This window comes from Citrobacter sp. RHBSTW-00986 (assembly GCF_013783065.1).
In the GTDB taxonomy this organism is placed as follows: domain Bacteria; phylum Pseudomonadota; class Gammaproteobacteria; order Enterobacterales; family Enterobacteriaceae; genus Citrobacter; species Citrobacter braakii.
In genome coordinates, this window is record NZ_CP056200.1 from 845,762 (window position 1) to 862,896 (window position 17,135).

Here is a 17,135-nt window from a genome sequence, read left to right on the forward strand (position 1 = left end):
GTTTTAAAAGGCACATTTGCCGTGGCTATATGATGTGATTCTATCAACGAGAGGCACTCTTTTTTTGTTACCTGTGACAAATATTTGCAAACAATTTCGGATTGCAAAGCAAAAGAGTGATGGAGTTAACGTTTTTCCCTCTTCAGGCCCCCGTTTTAGGGGGCAAGAGAGGGATACATTAGCGGCGACGATATGATTTTTGTGCGGAATTGACCTTGTAAAGATATCGGCGTGATTCAGCAGATGGGTGTCGGGTGGTCAGCGTTTGATAAACGTCCCCAGGGGACATGCTGTTAATGATGTTTGCGGCCTGAATTTTATCGTTCGAGAACACGCGCAGCACGCTGCCCGCACCGCCGTTATACGCAGTGATCACCGCATAGCGACGCGAGGTCGGATTATCAATGCCGCCCAAATAGACATTATTCAGCATTGCCAGATAGGCAGTACCGGTATCAATGTTGCTGGCCGGGTCAAACAAGAAGCTACGGCTTGGCGTGCCTGAGCGCCCCTGCGAACGGAACACATCTTTTCCGGCGCTGTGTTGTACCACCTGCATGAGTCCCAGCGCATCGGCATGGCTGACCGCATACGGGTTAAACGAGGATTCGGTTTGCATGATGGCCAGAATCAGCGACTCGTCGACGCCATACTTACGTGAAGCCTGACGTACCATGCCGACGTATTTATGCGCGCGCTTATCAAGGTGGTTCGGGACCAGATTGATCGTCACGCTATAGATGATACGCAAGCCATTGCTGCGCTTTTTCAGTCGCGTTTGTAGCAGGTAGTTGGCAAAGTTGGTTGCACGTCCCTCCCAACGAATAGGCTGGCCGGTATTATCGACTACCTGCCCGTACAGGAACGGCTCTTTGGAAATCTTAATGTCGTCGACATCGGAATAGAGGTCGATAGAACCCGGATCATCGCCCATCAGCAACGTCTTGATAATCGCTAGACGCAGATGTCCGGCGGGATCTGTCCCGGCAATGGTCTCGACGGTTATCGTACCGTCATCAAAATTGATATGGCTGCGGGTTTGATACTGATCGGTATACTTTACGTAGTCCTTCGGACCCGCAATCAGCACTTCCTTAAATCCCCACAGATTCTCAATGTTATGGGCAAATTGCCCCATCAGAATATCAAAACCGTTGGTATCCTTGACCCAGGCTTCGTTATAGGAGTCGCCTTTTTTGGTCGAACTGGAACAGGAGATGAGCAACGGCGCGATAACGGCAAGCGCGAGAAATTTTTTCATCATTCCGGGAGTGCGTGTTGTGTTTGTTGTTGTATCGTTTTGCCGGATGGCGGTGCAAGCACCCTATCCGGCCTACGAGATTGCCAGCAAGCGATGCTTATTTTTTTTCTTCAGGCGTATAGCCTTCAATATGCACATCCTTACCTTCAAACAGGAAGTTAATCATCTCCTGTTCCAGTAACTTACGGTGTTCAACGTTCATCATATTGAGTTTCTTCTCGTTAATCAGCATGGTTTGTTTATGCTGCCATTGCGCCCATGCTTCTTTAGAAATCTCGTTATAGATGCGTTTTCCCAGATCGCCCGGGTACAGCTGAAAATCCTGTCCTTCTGCTTCGCGTTGCAGGAAAGTGCAAAAAATCGTTCTGCTCATAAAAAATCCTCTTTATCGACCGGTACGTTAAACCTGTGTGCCGGCACGTAATTGCTGTAACAAACGCTCCACGGGGGCCGCCAGTCCGACTGACGGCGGTTGCGCTAAGTTATACCAGAGCGCGTTGCCTTCATCCATGCATGAGGTGAATGAGGACACGGGAAGCCACATAGGCACAATATCTAAGTGGAAATGGCTAAAGGTATGGCGAAACGCATTAAGTTGGGTCAGATTATCTGCGTTAATTTGCCGTTGCGCCAGCCAGTCGCGTAGCCCATCCTCATCATCAAACTGCGGAAAACAGTATAAGCCACCCCATAAACCGCTGGGTGGTCGCTGCGCGAGCAACACCTCGTTTTCATGCTGCATCAGTAAAAAATAGCCCGTCCGTTCTGGTAATGTCTGTTTGGGCTTTTTACCTGGGTACAGCGCCCAGCTTGCATTGGCGCTCGCCACACAGCCATTTTCCAACGGACACAGGGAACATTTGGGTTTTGAGCGCGTACAGACCATGGCGCCTAAATCCATCATCGCCTGATTAAACCGCTCAACCCCATGGGCTGGCGTAACCTGCTCGCTCAACTCCCACAGTTTCTTTTCGACCTCTTTTTTACCCGGCCAGCCGCTTACAGCATAACAGCGAGCCAGCACACGTTTGACGTTACCGTCAAGAATCGGAAAATGCTGACCCAGGGAGAGCGAAAGGATCGCGCCTGCAGTTGAACGTCCGACGCCTGGCAGGGCGGCCACTTCATCAAAGGTTTGCGGGAATGATCCGCCGTGCAGCGTCACAACCTGTTGCGCGGCTTTATGCAGATTACGCGCTCGAGCGTAATAGCCCAGCCCGGTCCATAAATGCAGGACTTCATCCAGCGGCGCATGGGCTAAATCCGTTACCGTTGGGAAGCGCGCCATAAAGCGCTCAAAGTAGGGGATAACGGTCGCAACCTGAGTTTGTTGCAGCATCACCTCAGAGAGCCATACTTTGTAAGGCGTCTTATCAATTTGCCAGGGCAGCGTTTTCCGCCCGTATTTGTCGTACCAGCTCAAAACCTGAGCCGAGAATTGAGACGCTTGCATGATTACCGTTTCATTATTGCCGGGGGCAAGATTGCAGCACAGCGGCAACGGGGTGTAAACCGGAACTTTCCGCTGCTCACTTTCTTCCTTTACTTGCATCCGGCAACTAACTTTGGATAATGCCCGTTTTCAGAACTCAAACACAGCAGACTAAACTTTTATGAAGAACGACGTCATTTCACCGGAATTTGATGAAAACGGCCGCCCGTTGCGCCGGATTCGTAGTTTTGTTCGTCGCCAGGGGCGACTGACGAAAGGGCAGGAACACGCGCTGGAAAACTACTGGCCGGTGATGGGCGTTGAGTTCAGCGAAGAACCTGTGGATTTCGCTGCGCTGTTTGGTCGCGATGCGCCAGTCACGCTTGAAATTGGTTTTGGTATGGGGGCTTCGCTGGTGGCGATGGCGAAAGCGCGTCCGGAGCAAAATTTCCTCGGCATTGAGGTTCACTCACCGGGCGTTGGCGCGTGTCTGGCTTCAGCTCATGAAGAGGGCGTCGAGAACCTGCGTGTCATGTGCCATGATGCCGTCGAAGTCCTGCATAAAATGATTCCTGACAATTCTTTATCTATGGTTCAGCTGTTTTTCCCTGACCCGTGGCATAAAGCACGTCATAATAAACGCCGTATCGTTCAGGTACCGTTTGCTGAGCATATCTTAAGCAAGCTGAAGCTGGGCGGCGTGTTCCACATGGCAACCGACTGGGAAGCTTATGCGGAGCACATGCTTGAAGTGATGTCCTCGATTGACGGGTATAAAAACCAGTCAGAGAGTAACGATTACGTACCGCGCCCGGAATCGCGCCCGGTAACCAAATTTGAACAACGTGGTCATCGTCTTGGCCACGGCGTATGGGACTTAATGTTCGAGAGGGTGAAATAATGGCAAAGAACCGTAGCCGTCGTCTGCGTAAAAAAATGCACATCGACGAATTCCAGGAAGTAGGATTTTCGGTTGCATGGCGTTTCCCGGAAGGTACATCTGGAGAGCAGGTCGATCAAATCGTTGATGATTTTATCAATGAAGTTATCGAACCGAACAAGCTGGCCTTTGACGGCAGCGGCTATCTGGCCTGGGAAGGTCTGATCTGTCTGCAGGAAATCGGCAAATGCACCGAAGAACATCAGGCTATCGTGCGTAAGTGGCTGGAAGAACACAAACTCGAAGAAGTGCGCACCAGCGAACTTTTCGATATTTGGTGGGACTAAGTAGCAAAGGGTCGGCAAATGCCGGCCCAATTTGTATTGAGGGAAAGATATGATGCGCAAAACGCTGCTGGCGGCAGTCCTAACGTTCACGGCGATGGCCGCACATGCTGATTATCAGTGCAGCGTCACCCCGCGTGACGATGTGATTTTGAGTCCACAAACGGTACAGGTGAAGGGTGAGAACGGCAACCTGGTCATAACCCAGGCCGGTGATGTCACCTTTAACGGTAAACAGTACAACCTGAACGCCGCGCAGCGTGAACAGGCCAAAGATTATCAGGCGGCGTTGCGTAGCAGTCTGCCGTGGATTGATGAAGGTGCCAGAGCGCGCGTGGAGAAAGGTCGCGTGGCGCTGGATAAAATCATCGCCAAAGAGGTCGGCGAAAGCAGCAACATGCGTGGCCGCTTAACTAAGCTGGATGCGCAATTGAAAGAGCAGATGAACCGCATTATTGAGCATCGCACTGACGGCCTGACCTTCCATTATAAGGCGATTGATCAGGTTCGCGCGGATGGACAACAGCTGGTCAATCAGGCGATGGGCGGTATTTTGCAGGACAGCATCAACGAGATGGGGGCGAAAGCCGTGCTCAAAGGCGGTGGTAATCCGCTGCAGGGCGTGCTCGGAAGCCTCGGAGGTTTGCAAACCTCAATTCAGAACGAATGGAAGAATCAGGAACAAGACTTCCAGCAGTTTGGCAAAGATGTTTGTGCCCGCGTCGTGACGCTGGAAAACGATCGTAAAACGCTGGTTAGCACTCTGAAATAATCTTCACCTCTTTTTAACGGCACAGAAACATTCTGTGCCGTTTTATTTTGTACTTTTCTGTTTTTTTGATATCCATCTCTAAGAATAACAATTTGATGGAGATATAAATCTGGTTAATTGGATGGCGTCACATTATTCATCTGTAAGATAGACATAATGCTGCAAATTCAAGTAACTGGAGAAATAACATGGAGTTTTTCAAGAGAACGGCACTTGCCGCACTGGTTATGGGTTTCAGCGGCGCGGCGCTTGCACTGCCAAACATCACTATTTTAGCTACCGGCGGGACGATTGCCGGCGGTGGTGACTCCGCAACAAAATCTAACTACACGGCAGGCAAAGTCGGCGTAGAAAATTTGGTTGATGCCGTACCTCAGTTGAAAGATATCGCCGTTGTGAAAGGCGAGCAGGTGGTAAACATCGGCTCCCAGGATATGAATGACGAAGTCTGGCTAACGCTGGCGAAAAAGATTAATACCGAGTGTGATAAAACTGACGGCTTCGTGGTAACACATGGTACGGATACCATGGAAGAAACCGCCTATTTCCTCGATCTCACCGTCAAGTGCAACAAGCCGGTGGTGCTGGTCGGCGCAATGCGTCCGTCTACAGGTATGAGCGCTGATGGCCCGTTCAACCTGTATAACGCCGTGGTAACCGCCGCAGACAAAGCCTCTGCCAACCGTGGTGTGCTGGTGGTGATGAACGACACCGTTATGGATGGTCGCGACGTGACCAAAACTAACACCACGGATGTCGCTACTTTCAAATCTGTTAACTATGGTCCGCTGGGGTATATCCATAACGGTAAAATCGACTACCAGCGTACGCCTGCGCGTAAGCACACCACATCCACGCCGTTCGACGTATCTAAGCTGACTGAGCTGCCGAAAGTTGGGATTGTTTACAACTACGCTAACGCCTCCGATCTGCCAGCCAAAGCATTGGTAGACGCGGGTTACGCCGGGATCGTCAGTGCGGGTGTAGGTAACGGTAACCTGTATAAAACCATTTTCGATACGCTGGCAACTGCCGCGCATAAAGGTACCGTTGTGGTGCGTTCATCCCGTGTACCAACGGGCGCCACCACCCAGGATGCTGAAGTTGATGATGCGAAATACGGATTTGTGGCTTCAGGCTCTCTGAACCCGCAAAAAGCGCGTGTTCTGCTGCAACTGGCTCTGACCCAAACCAAGGATCCTAAGCAGATCCAGGAAATGTTTAATCAGTATTAATGGCATAAAAAATGCCCCTCCCGTAGCGTTGGGGCATTCTCCAGAGGTAGTTACTCTTCGTATTTACATCAACCCCAGCATCTGTGGAATAAACAGAGAGATCTGTGGAATGTATACGATCATCATGAGTGCGACCAGCAATGCGGCGTAAAACGGCAGCAGGGGTTTGATCAATTGCTGGATCTTCACGCCAGAAATCGAACAGCCTACAAACAATGCACTTCCTACCGGCGGTGTCAGCAGACCAATGCACAGGTTGGCGACCATCATGATGCCGAAATGTACCGGATCCATACCTAACTCTTGAGCGATTGGCAAGAAAATGGGGGTAAAGATCAGGACTGCCGGTGTCATATCCATAAAGATCCCAACAACCAGTAGTACAATATTGATTAACAGTAGGATAATCAGTGGATTATCGGAAATACCCATTAATGTGTCACTGATCATGTAGGGAATATCGGCATTGGTCATCGCCCAGGACATGCCGACAGAGAAGCCGATCAGTAACAGTACGATAGAGGTCATCACGACTGATTCCAGGATCAGCTTTGGTAAATCGCGCCATTTTACTTCCCGGTAAATCAGCACCGAGAGAATGAAGGTGTAGACGACCGCAATCGCTGAGGCTTCTGTTGCGGTAAAGATCCCACCTAAAATACCCCCCATCACAATGATGACCAGTAACAGACTCGGTAGCGCATCCAGAAGTGCTTTTACTGCCTGTGCGCAGGTTGGCCTTTCCGACAGGGGATAACCACGGCGTTTGGCGATAATGGCGCATACCACCATGATCGAAAGCCCCATCAGGATCCCTGGTAAATAACCCGCCATAAACAACGAAGCAACTGAAACACCGCCAGCAGTAAGAGAAAACACAATTAACACATTTGATGGTGGAATTAACAGCCCGGTAATACAGGAGGAAACGTTAACGGCTGTCGAGAAGGTTGGGTCGTATCCTTGCTTTGTCTGAATAGGATTAAGCGTACCGCCAACGGCTGCAGCAGCGGCAACGGCAGAGCCGGATATCGAACCAAACATCATGTTTGCCAGCACGTTGACATGACCAAGTGAGCCGGGAACTCGCCCAACCATCACCTGCGCCAGGTTAATTAGCCGGATGGCGATCCCACCGCTGTTCATCAGCGTACCTGCGAAAATGAAAAACGGGATCGCCAATAGGGCAAAATTATCTAATCCGTTTGCCAGACGTTGAGAGACAGTGATAACGGCAACATCCCAAGGAAACATCAGCAGCATTGAGGCTACAGTGGCGATACCGATGGAGAACGAAATAGGTACGCCAATGAACACCAGGACAAAGAAGCAGCCAAACAGGGTTAGTGCGATATAGCCTTCCATCAAATTACTCCCTGCGAAGATTGTTTCAGTTGCTGAATATTTTGGTGAATAAACCACAGGGCATAGAACATCATGACTGCGCCGCTTAGCGGCAGGATGATATACACGTAACCCATTGGAATTTGCATGGCCGCGGAAACTTGCACCGTTGCCAGCGTTTTATTAATCAGCTTGATACCGCCGGTAACGATGACTGAACCTGCAAAGCCAAAAATCAGCAGATTAATGAATAAGCACAATAACGCCTGTTTACGTTTATTAATCGACATGAACAGTAGATCGATAGACAGGTGGCGCTGGGCGCCTACGGTATAGGCTGCACCTAATAATCCGACCCAGATCATTAAGAAGCGTGCCAGTTCGTCAGTTAAGGTGCTGGGCTGATTGAGCACGTAGCGGCTAAAAACTTGCCAGACTACGCACACTACCAGCGCAATCATTACGATGACCGAAAATGCGGCAATGACGCGGTCTACCGCAAGCTTAAGGCGGTTAAATATCATGGTGAGTTTCCTGGTGAAACAGGGCCAATCAATGGCCCAAAGGGTTATTGTTCTGCGTCCTCAAACTTCGCCAGCAGGGCTGCATGTTTTGGGTCTTTTTTGAAGTCATCAAACAGCGGTTGAACAGCGGCGCGGAAAGGGGCTTTATCAACTTTGATAATCTCGCCACCCATAGCTTTTGCTTGAGCGCGGGTATCAGCATCGATTTTATCCCACAACTTTTGTTGATAAGCCTCGGAATTTTTAGCCGCTTGACGAAGGATCAGTTGTTGCTCCGGGGTCAGCTTATTCCATGTTTTGGTTGAGATAACGAGAAAATCTGGAATAGAGGCGTGCTCATCTTCGGAGAAGACTTTAGCTATTTCGATATGACGTGTTTGCACCCACGATGGAACGTTATTCTCTGCGCCATCCACTACACCTTGTTGCATAGCGGTATAAACCTCACCGAAGGAAATGGGGGTCGGCGATCCGCCCATCAGTTCAACCATTTTAATGGTTGTGGGGCTGGGTTGAACGCGGACTTTCAGACCTTTCAGATCCTCTGGTTTGGTAATAGGTTTTTTGGCATAAAAACTACGCGTGCCGGCAACGTAAGCAGATAACGCAAAGAATCCCTTTTCTTTTGTGGATTCCATAATGTCTTTACCTACCTCACCAAATACAACGTTATTGAAATGGTTTTGATCTTTAAATAAGAAAGGTAAATTATAAATGGCATAAATATTATCAAATGACTCTAAATCACTGGCAGAACCTTTTGTCATATCCAACGCGCCATTTTGTAACAACTCCATCGTTTCTCGGGCATTACCCATTTGGCTACTGGGATATATACGTACAATCATTTTACCGTCGGAGAGTTGTTTTACCTCTTTGGCCATTTCTTCGAAAGCCTGGTGAACCACATGGCTACGTTCAAGGTTGTGTGCCAGTTTGAGAGTCACTTTTTCAGCAGCATTTGCGCCAGTGCTAAGTAGCGCCAACAAGGATGCACAGACTAGCGAGCGGGAAAAGGTTTTGATTTTCATAAGTAAGCTCCGTGCTTTAAGGTACAGTAATTGGTTGACATCTGATGATGGTTCACCTTTTTCTGTATGATAAATTAATATAGTTGTCAGACATCTATCCACTATATAGATCACATACCTTTTGCATGGCAGCAGTTTGATCTTATTTTGTGCGCTGTGTTCAATATATTTATGTTGGTGAAGAGGCTATTTAAAATGAATAAAATAATTAATATGGTTATTGTCAATAAATGACGTGCATTGTACTCGGTTTTTCCGAGTACAATATTTAGAGGAATTTGTAGAAGAAAATGCGCCGACAGGCGCACAGAGATTACTCCGCCAGAAACAGCTCCAGCAGAGAATTCAAAAATAGCTTACCGTGTTGGGTAATCTGCCAGTATTCATCGCATTCACTCAGATAGCCCTGGGCAATGGCCTCATCGATCTGTCGACGAATAACGTCTTCGGTAAGCCCGGTATATTGCGTGAACTCCGCGCGAGGCGCGGCTTCCAGCAGCCGGAAACGGTTCATAAAGAACTCAAACGGCTTATCGGCCTCGGCGACATCTCGCTGGCTTTCCAGATAACGTCCTTGCATGTATCCGCGCGGATGTCGCGTTTTGGTAGTGCGCAGGATGCGACCGTCTGGGAAAGTGACTTTGCCGTGCGCGCCGCAACCAATGCCTAAGTAGTCGCCAAAACGCCAGTAATTTAGGTTGTGCTGACACTGATAACCCGGTCTGGCGTAGGCAGAGGTTTCGTACTGCTGATACCCCGCGGCGGTAAGCAACTGGTGGCCTTGCTCAAAAATATCCCACAGCGCGTCGTCGTCCGGTAATGCCGGTGGTCGGGACCCGAACAGCGTATTCGGTTCGATGGTCAACTGATACCAGGAAAGATGCGGTGGGTTGAGCGCGATGGCCTGCTGTAAATCGCCCAGCGCCTCTTCCAGCGTCTGATCCGGTAAACCGTGCATCAGGTCGAGGTTAAAGCTGCGTAGTCCCAGACCGCTCGCCAGGTGCGCTGCACGTTTGGCTTCTTCCGGTCCGTGAATACGTCCCAGACGTTCGAGTTTGGCGGAGCTAAAGCTCTGTACACCAATGGAGATACGGTTTACGCCAGCACGTTGATAATCCACAAAGCGATCGGCTTCCACCGTACCGGGATTCGCCTCCATCGTGATTTCTGCATCTGCGGCGAGATTCAGCCGTGCGCGCACGCCGTCGAGCAGCGTTTGCATTGCCGGGCCAGAAAGCAGGCTCGGCGTACCACCACCGATAAAAATCGTCTTTACCTCGCGGCCCTGGGCGTGGGCCACCTCAGAATCCAGATCGCTCAGCAGATGCTGCACATAGTCGTCATGAGGGACTTCGCCTTTAAGCGCATGCGAGTTGAAGTCGCAGTACGGGCATTTCTGCACGCACCACGGGATGTGTATGTAAAGACTTAACGGCGGAAGCTTAACCATTACGCAGGGCATCCAGCAGCAGCTTCAGCGCTTGTCCGCGGTGAGAAATCGCGCTCTTTTCTTCGCGGGTCAGTTCGGCGGCGGTTTTCCCTTCGGAGGGCACAAAGAAGATTGGGTCGTAGCCAAAACCACCGTTTCCGGCAGGTTCACGGGCAATAACGCCCGGCCAGCGTCCGTGGCAAACCACAGGTGTTGGATCGTCTGCATGGCGCATATACACCAGCACGCAGTGGAATTGTGCCTGGCGCTTGTCATCAGGAACATCCTGCAGGGTGTGGAGCAGTTTTTCCAGGTTCTGCTGATCGGTTGCATCTTCGCCGGAATAGCGGGCTGAATAGATGCCCGGCGCGCCGCCAAGGGCATTTACCGCCAGACCGGAGTCATCAGCAATGGCGGGTAAACCGGTAATTTGCGCGGCATGACGAGCCTTCAGAATGGCGTTCTCAATAAACGTCAGCCCGGTCTCTTCTGCAGAATCAACACCCAGATCCGTTTGAGCAACAACATCAAGACCGAAATCACTCAGAAGAGAGGCGAGTTCACGCACTTTACCGGCGTTGCCGGTCGCGAGGACAACTTTTTGCATGGGATACCTAATCAGTTAGCGCCGCAATTTCGGGCGGGATCTGTTGCGGATGAATGATTTTAACCTGTTTGTGACGACCAAGCTCGCCCTTCTCAATGACGACCTGGCTTTTTGCCACGCGGAACTGTTTGCCGAGAAACTTCACCAGATGGCTATTGGCTTGCCCATCAACCGGTGGGGCGGTAATGGCGACTTTTAGTTCGTCGCCATGTAAACCTACAATACTGTCACGGCTGGCTTTAGGCTGAATGTAGAGCCGTAAAACCAGACCGTCATCGCAGGGGGTAACGGCACTCATAGCGCCATCCACAGCCCCGGCAGCAGCATGTTACCTGTCGCCTGTAATACTTCTGCGATGCCCATGTTAATGACATACAGCAGCAGAACCAGGATCATTGGCGAGAAATCGATCCCGCCCATGCCTGGAAGTAAGCGACGAATAGGACGCAGCAGCGGATCTGCCAGTTGAATCAGCACGTACTCCACAGGGCTGCGGCCCTGGCTGACCCAGCTCATAATCGCCATCACCAGCAGAACCCAGAAAATCAGCAGTCCGATAGTCTTCAGGACAATCAGCACGGCGGCGATCCAGATGATCGGCTGGAACGTAACCACCTTAAACAGCACGATGGCCTTGATAAAGCTCAGAACGAGCGCAACTAATGCCGATGCGCTGTCAATTGGCCCCATCGGCGGAATGATACGGCGTAACGGCCCAATAATGGGCTGAGTGATTTTCACAATAAACTGCGAGAACGGGTTGTAGAAATCGCAGCGAGACCATTGCATCCACACGCGCAGCAGCAGCGCCATGGTATACAGCTCAATTACCGTTGAGAACAGGAAGGTCAACGTATTCATGGTGTTCCTTAGTTTTCCTTATTTTTTAGTGTAATCACGAGCACCAAAAATGGCAGTGCCGATGCGCACCATCGTGCTACCCGCCGCAATGGCGGCATCCATATCATCAGACATCCCCAGTGAGAGCGTGTCGATACTTGGGTAGCGTGTTTTCAACCCGGCAAATGCTACCGCCATTTGCTGTGCAACTTCAAACTGCCTTACATAATCTGACTCTGGCGCCGGAATCGCCATCAGACCACGCAGGGTAATGCGTGGCAGCGCGGCGACTTCAGCGGCCAGTGCATCAAGCTCTGCAAGCGGAATACCTGACTTACTGTTCTCATCGCTGATATTAATCTGAATCAACACATTGAGCGGCGGCAGTTCCGCCGGGCGCTGTTCGCTCAGACGGGCAGCGATACGCAGACGATCAATCGTATGGCACCAGTCAAAATGTTCAGCGACCAGACGACTTTTGTTCGACTGCAGCGGGCCGATAAAGTGCCACTGCAGATCGTTAACGCCTTTTTCCTGAAAGTAGCGGATCTTATCCACCCCTTCCTGGACATAGTTTTCACCGAAGGCACGCTGCCCTGCGGTCATGGCTTCTTCGATGGCGCTCGCAGGTTTGGTTTTGCTGACTGCAAGCAACATAACTTCTTCTGAAGACCGCCCGCAACGCGTCGCGGCGGCTGAGATTTTGTCCCGGACATGTGCCAGGTTATGCGCGATATCGTTCATTTTCCGAGGATGTTCATATGAATATGGAAGAAATAGTGGCCCTTAGTGTAAAGCATAACGTGTCGGATCTACACCTGTGCAATGCATGGCCTGCGCGCTGGCGCATAGGTGGAAAAGTCGAAACCGCACCATTTACTACGCCTGACGTGGAGAATCTGCTGATGTGCTGGCTCAGTGAGCAACAACAGGTACAGTGGCGGGAACAGGGGCAGATTGATTTTGCCCTTACGCTGGCGGACTCCCGGCGTCTACGCGCCAGCGCATTTGCTCATCAACAGGGAACCTCGCTGGCGCTAAGATTGCTACCGCTTGAATGTCCTCGTTTAGACGATCTTCAGACCCCCGAGGCCATACCTGAACTGCTGCACGGTGAAAATGGATTAGTTCTGGTCACTGGAGCCACCGGCAGCGGTAAATCAACCACCCTGGCGGCGATGGTGGAGTACCTTAATCAACATATTGCGGGGCATATTCTGACGCTGGAAGATCCGATTGAATATCGCTACACCAGCCAGCGTTGTCTTATTCAACAGCGGGAGGTAGGCGTACACTGCGCTTCTTTTGCTGCCGGTTTGCGCGGCGCGTTACGCGAAGATCCCGACGTCATTTTGCTGGGCGAGCTGCGCGACGTGGAAACTATTCGTTTGGCCTTAACGGCAGCGGAGACCGGGCATCTGGTGTTGGCAACCTTACATACGCGAGGGGCGGCGCAGGCCATCGCGCGGCTGGTGGACACCTTTCCCGCTCAGGAGAAAGATCCGGTGCGTAACCAGCTGGCAGACAGCCTGCGGGCGGTACTTTCGCAAAAGTTGGAGGAAGATAAGCAGGGAGGACGCGTGGCGCTATTCGAACTGCTCGTCAACACTCCCGCCGTGGGCAATTTGATCCGTGAAGGGAAAACGCATCAGCTACCCGGTGTGATTCAAACCGGGCAGCAGACAGGTATGCAGACGTTTGCACAAAGTCAGCAGCAGCGCCAGGCGCAGGGGCGACTTTAGTAGCCCTGCTCGAAATAGCTTTCAAGGATAATAACGGCAGAAGCGGAATCTACTTTGCCTTTATTTAACGCCCGGTATCCGCCTTGCTCAAACAGGCCTGAGCGGGCTTCGACGGTGCTCAAACGTTCATCGTGCAGCGTTACGGTTACGCCAAAGCGACCGTGAATGCGGTTAGCGAATTTGCGCGCGCGCGCAGTAAGGGGTTGTTCGGTGCCATCCATATTGAGCGGCAGGCCGACAATGATTTCGTCCGGCTGCCACTCTTTTAGCAGGCGTTCAATCAAACTCCAGTCTGGCGTGCCGTCCTGTGCTTTGATGGCGGGCAAGGGTCTCGCTGTACCGGTAATGCGTTGACCAACCGCGACGCCGATACTTTTCGTACCAAAATCAAAAGAGAGTAATGTTTCGCTCATCAGGCGTGTCCCGCCACGCCAGGCATGGTCTGAATATCAATCCCGATAAGCTTCGCCGCATCGCGCCAGCGGTCGGCAATCGGCGTTTTAAATAAGATGTTGAGGTCTGCGGGAGCAGTGAGCCAGGCGTTATCCAGTAGCTCTTGTTCCAGTTGACCTTTTTCCCATGATGAATAGCCCAGCGCAACCAGCACTTCGGATGGCTGCTCCTGCGTACCAAGGGTTTCAAGTACATCGCGGGAGGTGGTGATGATAGTGTTATCTGAAATGCGAATACTGGAGGCAAAGCGTGACGGCGGGGTGTGTAGAATAAATCCACGGTCTTCCGCCAGCGGGCCGCCGAGCATCACCGGTTTGTCCAGACGAATGGCAGGATCGCGTGCTTCTGGAGTAATCTTCAGCTTTTCCAGAATCCCTTCAATTTGTAAGTTTTCCAGAGGCTTATTGACGATAATCCCCATTGCTCCGTTCTCATTGTGTTCACAGATATACACCACGGAACGGCGGAAAATCGGATCCTGGAGAGCAGGCATGGCAATTAGAAAGTGATGCTGTAAATTCATTGTCAGAGGTTCTGTTTCCTGGTTCAAAAAAGCAACAGAGCCCAGTATGTGGGCAAAGCGCGAAGATGTCACCCTCTGAAGATAGCTTTGCCGGATGGCGGCTTCGCCTTATCCGGCCTACGGGGTGCGAATGTAGGCCGGATAAGACGCGAAGGCATCCCCATCCGGCAACTTATTTATTTCTGCAAACGTGCCTCGATGGCGTCCATCAGCATACCGGTAATCGAAACCGGGAACTCCGCTTCAATTTCACGAATACAGGTTGGGCTGGTGACGTTAATTTCCGTCAGACGGTCGCCAATGATATCCAGACCGACAAAAATCAAACCTTTTGCTTTCAGCGTTGGCCCAATGCGACGTGCAATTTCCCAGTCGCTGTCGGTTAATGGACGCGGCTCGCCACGACCGCCGGCTGCCAGGTTGCCACGGGTTTCGCCGCCTTGTGGAATACGCGCCAGGCAGTACGGAACGGGTTCGCCATCGACCACCAGCACGCGTTTATCGCCGTCTTTAATTGCTGGCAGATAGTTCTGCGCCATGCAATAACGGGTACCGTGCTCGGTCAGTGTTTCGGCAATAACGCCAAGGTTCGGATCGCCTTCCTTGACGCGGAAAATAGATGCGCCGCCCATGCCGTCCAGCGGTTTGAGAATGATGTCGCTGTGTTTTTGCCAGAAGGCTTTCAGCTGCGCTTTGTTACGCGTGACCAGTGTTTCCGGCGTCAGGTCGGCAAACCATGCGGTGAACAGCTTCTCGTTACAATCGCGCAGGCTCTGCGGTTTGTTGACGATTAGCGTCCCTTTCTCCTCTGCACGTTCCAGAATATAGGTTGCGTAGATGAACTCGGTATCAAACGGCGGATCCTTACGCATCAGAATGACGTCCAGATCTGCCAGCGGGAGATCCTGCTCGCTATTGAACTCATACCATTTGTCGTAGTTCTGCTCTACGCTCAGGGTACGCGTACGGGCGCGGGCTTCACCGTTGATCAGATAGAGATCGGCCATTTCCATATAATGAATTTCGTAACCGCGACGTTGCGCTTCCAGCAGCATAGCGAAGCTGGAATCTTTCTTGATGTTGATGCTTGCGATGGGATCCATCACGATGCCGAGCTTGATCATTGTTCTTCTCCGTTAGCCCAGATCGCCAAAACGCACCTGTAGCGCGGTGATGGCGGTGAGCGCAGTTGTCTCAGTACGCAGAACGCGAGGTCCTAACAGAATATCAGTAAACTGATACCGTGCGGTCATGGCAATTTCATCTGCCGACAGCCCACCTTCGGGGCCAATCAGCAAGCGGATGCGTTCCACCGGGAGCGGCAGCGTATTGATGCTGGCGCTGGCGCGGGGATGCAGGTTCAGTTTCAGACCTTCATCCTGTTCGGCGCACCACGCTTCCAGATCCATCGCCGGGCGAATTTCAGGCACCCGATTACGACCGCACTGTTCGCAGGCGGCAATGGCGATCTTCTGCCACTGCTGGAGCTTCTTGTTCAGGCGTTCGCTGTCCAGTTTAACGCCGCAGCGCTCAGAAAAAAGTGGCGTAATGAGGCTTACACCCAGTTCAATCGATTTTTGGATAGTAAATTCCATTTTTTCACCCCGCGACATCACCTGGCCCAGGTGGATGTGCAGCGGCGATTCTCGATCGTCGAGTTCAGCGTTAAGCACCTTCACGTCCACGCTTTTCTTACTGGCGTGGGTGATTTCGGCGTCGAATACCTGATTGCTGCCATCAAACAGCTGTAGCGCCTGGCCTGGCCCCATACGCAGCACGCGGCCGATATGGTTGGCAGCGTCTTCACACAGTGAAATTTGGCTGCCGGAAGTGAGTGGCTCAGGGTGATAAATGCGAGGAATGCGCATAGTTAAACATCCGCGTCATGGCCCTGGGCTGCAAAAGGCCAGGGCATGGTTAAAAAATATTGCTGCTAGTGTAGGTTAGCTCTTTTGCGCCTGGCAAGCGCGTTGCACATAGGGGTTATGGTTCCCCTGTACCTTCGCAATGCGTTCGTCGCGCTCACACTCCCAATCGGTGACCGGATACTGCTTATTCCAGGCATTAAAAAGCTGAGTTTGCTGGCGGGAGAGCGTCAGGTTGTATTGGTCGCGCATGTAAAAATAGGTACGCGCGATGGCGCCACGGGCGCGGGCTGGCGGCTCGGCAACTTTCTCTTTGAAGTCAACCTTCATGGTGCATTGTCCATATTGGCCTTCACCACCGTTCCACTGGCTGTACATAAAGTTTGCGCGATCGCCATTGACCTCACCCACCGCGGGCTGCAGGTTATGCATATCGCTTTCCATTTTGCGATAGACCGGATCTTTAGCGCAGTTTTTACGCCCTCCGTCCTGCCAGCACTGGCGCTGATGACCAAATTGCCAGGCGGGGACAACGTGTTCCCATTCAATTCGACTGGCGCGGTTTTCATTTTTTCGCACTTTATAGCCGCAGGATTCGAGGTCAACGACCCCTTTTTTTCCTTGCCAGTTAATTTTACATCCGCAATAGAAATCGCCTGGCGCATCGGCGTTAACTTTAACGCCTGCTGCTTTTGCCTGAGAAAAACTGTTGATGCCTTCGGCTAAAACCGAGCCTGAAAACGCAGCGGCTAACAGGGCCGCAGCAAAAGAAAGATTACGGTACATCACGAACTCCGTGTCAAAACGAGCCCGCAACGTAGCGAAAGTCATTCCTGTATGCAATCAGTTAGAT

21 protein-coding genes are annotated in these 17,135 nt (G+C 51.5%); 5 read left to right on the plus strand and 16 right to left on the minus strand.

The genetic code is table 11. The annotated features are described in order from the left end of the window. Positions 1–178: 178 nt before the first annotated feature. The 3 genes from mltC to mutY all read right to left on the minus strand — a co-directional run bounded on the left by mltC (position 179) and on the right by mutY (position 2,714). On the minus strand, positions 179–1,264 hold the full coding sequence (mltC, locus tag HV345_RS04210; RefSeq protein WP_016154410.1) for a membrane-bound lytic murein transglycosylase MltC: 1,086 nt from the start codon (positions 1,262–1,264) through the stop codon (positions 179–181). 94 nt (positions 1,265–1,358) lie between these two features. Then, on the minus strand, positions 1,359–1,634 hold the full coding sequence (locus tag HV345_RS04215; RefSeq protein WP_016154409.1) for an oxidative damage protection protein: 276 nt from the start codon (positions 1,632–1,634) through the stop codon (positions 1,359–1,361). 27 nt (positions 1,635–1,661) lie between these two features. Continuing rightward, complete coding sequence (gene mutY / locus HV345_RS04220) at positions 1,662–2,714, minus strand: A/G-specific adenine glycosylase (protein ID WP_049268553.1); 1,053 nt, start codon at positions 2,712–2,714, stop codon at positions 1,662–1,664. A 160-nt stretch (positions 2,715–2,874) separates the two neighbouring features. Between mutY and trmB the strand changes: the two genes are divergently transcribed. The 4 genes from trmB (at position 2,875) to ansB (ending at position 5,924) form a co-directional block, all read left to right on the plus strand. Beyond that, a complete protein-coding gene (gene trmB / locus HV345_RS04225) occupies positions 2,875–3,594 on the plus strand; it encodes a tRNA (guanosine(46)-N7)-methyltransferase TrmB (protein WP_016154407.1) in 720 nt (239 codons plus the stop codon). Then, entirely contained in the window at positions 3,594–3,920 is a 327-nt protein-coding gene (locus HV345_RS04230; RefSeq protein ID WP_016154406.1) for a YggL family protein, read from the plus strand. The genes trmB and HV345_RS04230 overlap by 1 nt, the downstream gene beginning before the upstream one ends. 49 nt (positions 3,921–3,969) lie before the next feature. Continuing rightward, the gene (locus HV345_RS04235) at positions 3,970–4,689 is read left to right on the plus strand and encodes a DUF2884 domain-containing protein (protein ID WP_016157447.1); all 720 of its coding nucleotides are present in this window, start codon (positions 3,970–3,972) and stop codon (positions 4,687–4,689) included. 188 nt (positions 4,690–4,877) lie between these two features. Then, positions 4,878–5,924, plus strand: a complete 1,047-nt coding sequence (gene ansB / locus HV345_RS04240; RefSeq protein ID WP_016154404.1) for an L-asparaginase 2 — start codon at positions 4,878–4,880, stop codon at positions 5,922–5,924. 63 nt (positions 5,925–5,987) lie between these two features. Here ansB and HV345_RS04245 read toward each other — a convergent pair whose 3' ends face one another. The 8 genes from HV345_RS04245 to HV345_RS04280 all read right to left on the minus strand — a co-directional run bounded on the left by HV345_RS04245 (position 5,988) and on the right by HV345_RS04280 (position 12,443). Further along, positions 5,988–7,289 carry a TRAP transporter large permease gene (locus HV345_RS04245; RefSeq protein ID WP_016157446.1) on the minus strand — a complete coding sequence of 434 codons (1,302 nt, stop codon included), beginning with the start codon at positions 7,287–7,289 and terminating at the stop codon, positions 5,988–5,990. After that, entirely contained in the window at positions 7,289–7,792 is a 504-nt protein-coding gene (locus HV345_RS04250; protein WP_181636291.1) for a TRAP transporter small permease, read from the minus strand. Before HV345_RS04250 ends, HV345_RS04245 begins: the two co-directional genes overlap by 1 nt. Positions 7,793–7,836: 44 nt before the next feature. Then, positions 7,837–8,823, minus strand: coding sequence for a TRAP transporter substrate-binding protein (locus HV345_RS04255; protein WP_181636292.1), 987 nt, complete (start codon positions 8,821–8,823; stop codon positions 7,837–7,839). 313 nt (positions 8,824–9,136) lie between these two features. Further along, positions 9,137–10,273, minus strand: a complete 1,137-nt coding sequence (hemW, locus tag HV345_RS04260) for a radical SAM family heme chaperone HemW (RefSeq protein ID WP_181636293.1) — start codon at positions 10,271–10,273, stop codon at positions 9,137–9,139. Continuing rightward, positions 10,266–10,859, minus strand: coding sequence for an XTP/dITP diphosphatase (locus HV345_RS04265; RefSeq protein ID WP_016154402.1), 594 nt, complete (start codon positions 10,857–10,859; stop codon positions 10,266–10,268). The genes hemW and HV345_RS04265 overlap by 8 nt, the downstream gene beginning before the upstream one ends. A 7-nt stretch (positions 10,860–10,866) precedes the next feature. Beyond that, positions 10,867–11,157: a DUF167 family protein YggU gene (gene yggU, locus HV345_RS04270; RefSeq protein ID WP_005123286.1), complete on the minus strand. Its 291-nt coding sequence runs from the start codon at positions 11,155–11,157 to the stop codon at positions 10,867–10,869. Then, positions 11,154–11,720: a YggT family protein gene (locus HV345_RS04275; RefSeq protein ID WP_181636294.1), complete on the minus strand. Its 567-nt coding sequence runs from the start codon at positions 11,718–11,720 to the stop codon at positions 11,154–11,156. Before HV345_RS04275 ends, yggU begins: the two co-directional genes overlap by 4 nt. A gap of 18 nt (positions 11,721–11,738) precedes the next feature. Next, positions 11,739–12,443, minus strand: coding sequence for a YggS family pyridoxal phosphate-dependent enzyme (locus tag HV345_RS04280; RefSeq protein ID WP_016154400.1), 705 nt, complete (start codon positions 12,441–12,443; stop codon positions 11,739–11,741). 17 nt (positions 12,444–12,460) lie between these two features. Between HV345_RS04280 and HV345_RS04285 the strand changes: the two genes are divergently transcribed. Next, positions 12,461–13,441: a type IV pilus twitching motility protein PilT gene (locus tag HV345_RS04285; RefSeq protein WP_181636295.1), complete on the plus strand. Its 981-nt coding sequence runs from the start codon at positions 12,461–12,463 to the stop codon at positions 13,439–13,441. Here the strand turns inward: HV345_RS04285 and ruvX are convergent. The 5 genes from ruvX to endA all read right to left on the minus strand — a co-directional run bounded on the left by ruvX (position 13,438) and on the right by endA (position 17,068). Then, entirely contained in the window at positions 13,438–13,854 is a 417-nt protein-coding gene (gene ruvX / locus HV345_RS04290; RefSeq protein WP_075847430.1) for a Holliday junction resolvase RuvX, read from the minus strand. The two genes, HV345_RS04285 and ruvX, sit on opposite strands and share 4 nt — an antisense overlap. Then, positions 13,854–14,417: a YqgE/AlgH family protein gene (locus HV345_RS04295; RefSeq protein ID WP_016154395.1), complete on the minus strand. Its 564-nt coding sequence runs from the start codon at positions 14,415–14,417 to the stop codon at positions 13,854–13,856. The genes ruvX and HV345_RS04295 overlap by 1 nt, the downstream gene beginning before the upstream one ends. 176 nt (positions 14,418–14,593) lie before the next feature. Continuing rightward, the gene (gene gshB / locus HV345_RS04300) at positions 14,594–15,541 is read right to left on the minus strand and encodes a glutathione synthase (RefSeq protein ID WP_016154394.1); all 948 of its coding nucleotides are present in this window, start codon (positions 15,539–15,541) and stop codon (positions 14,594–14,596) included. A 12-nt stretch (positions 15,542–15,553) separates the two neighbouring features. After that, positions 15,554–16,285 (minus strand): 16S rRNA (uracil(1498)-N(3))-methyltransferase, encoded by a 732-nt coding sequence (gene rsmE / locus HV345_RS04305; RefSeq protein ID WP_016154393.1) that lies wholly within the window; start codon positions 16,283–16,285, stop codon positions 15,554–15,556. 75 nt (positions 16,286–16,360) lie between these two features. Beyond that, the gene (endA, locus tag HV345_RS04310; protein ID WP_016154392.1) at positions 16,361–17,068 is read right to left on the minus strand and encodes a deoxyribonuclease I; all 708 of its coding nucleotides are present in this window, start codon (positions 17,066–17,068) and stop codon (positions 16,361–16,363) included. Positions 17,069–17,135 lie beyond the last annotated feature (67 nt).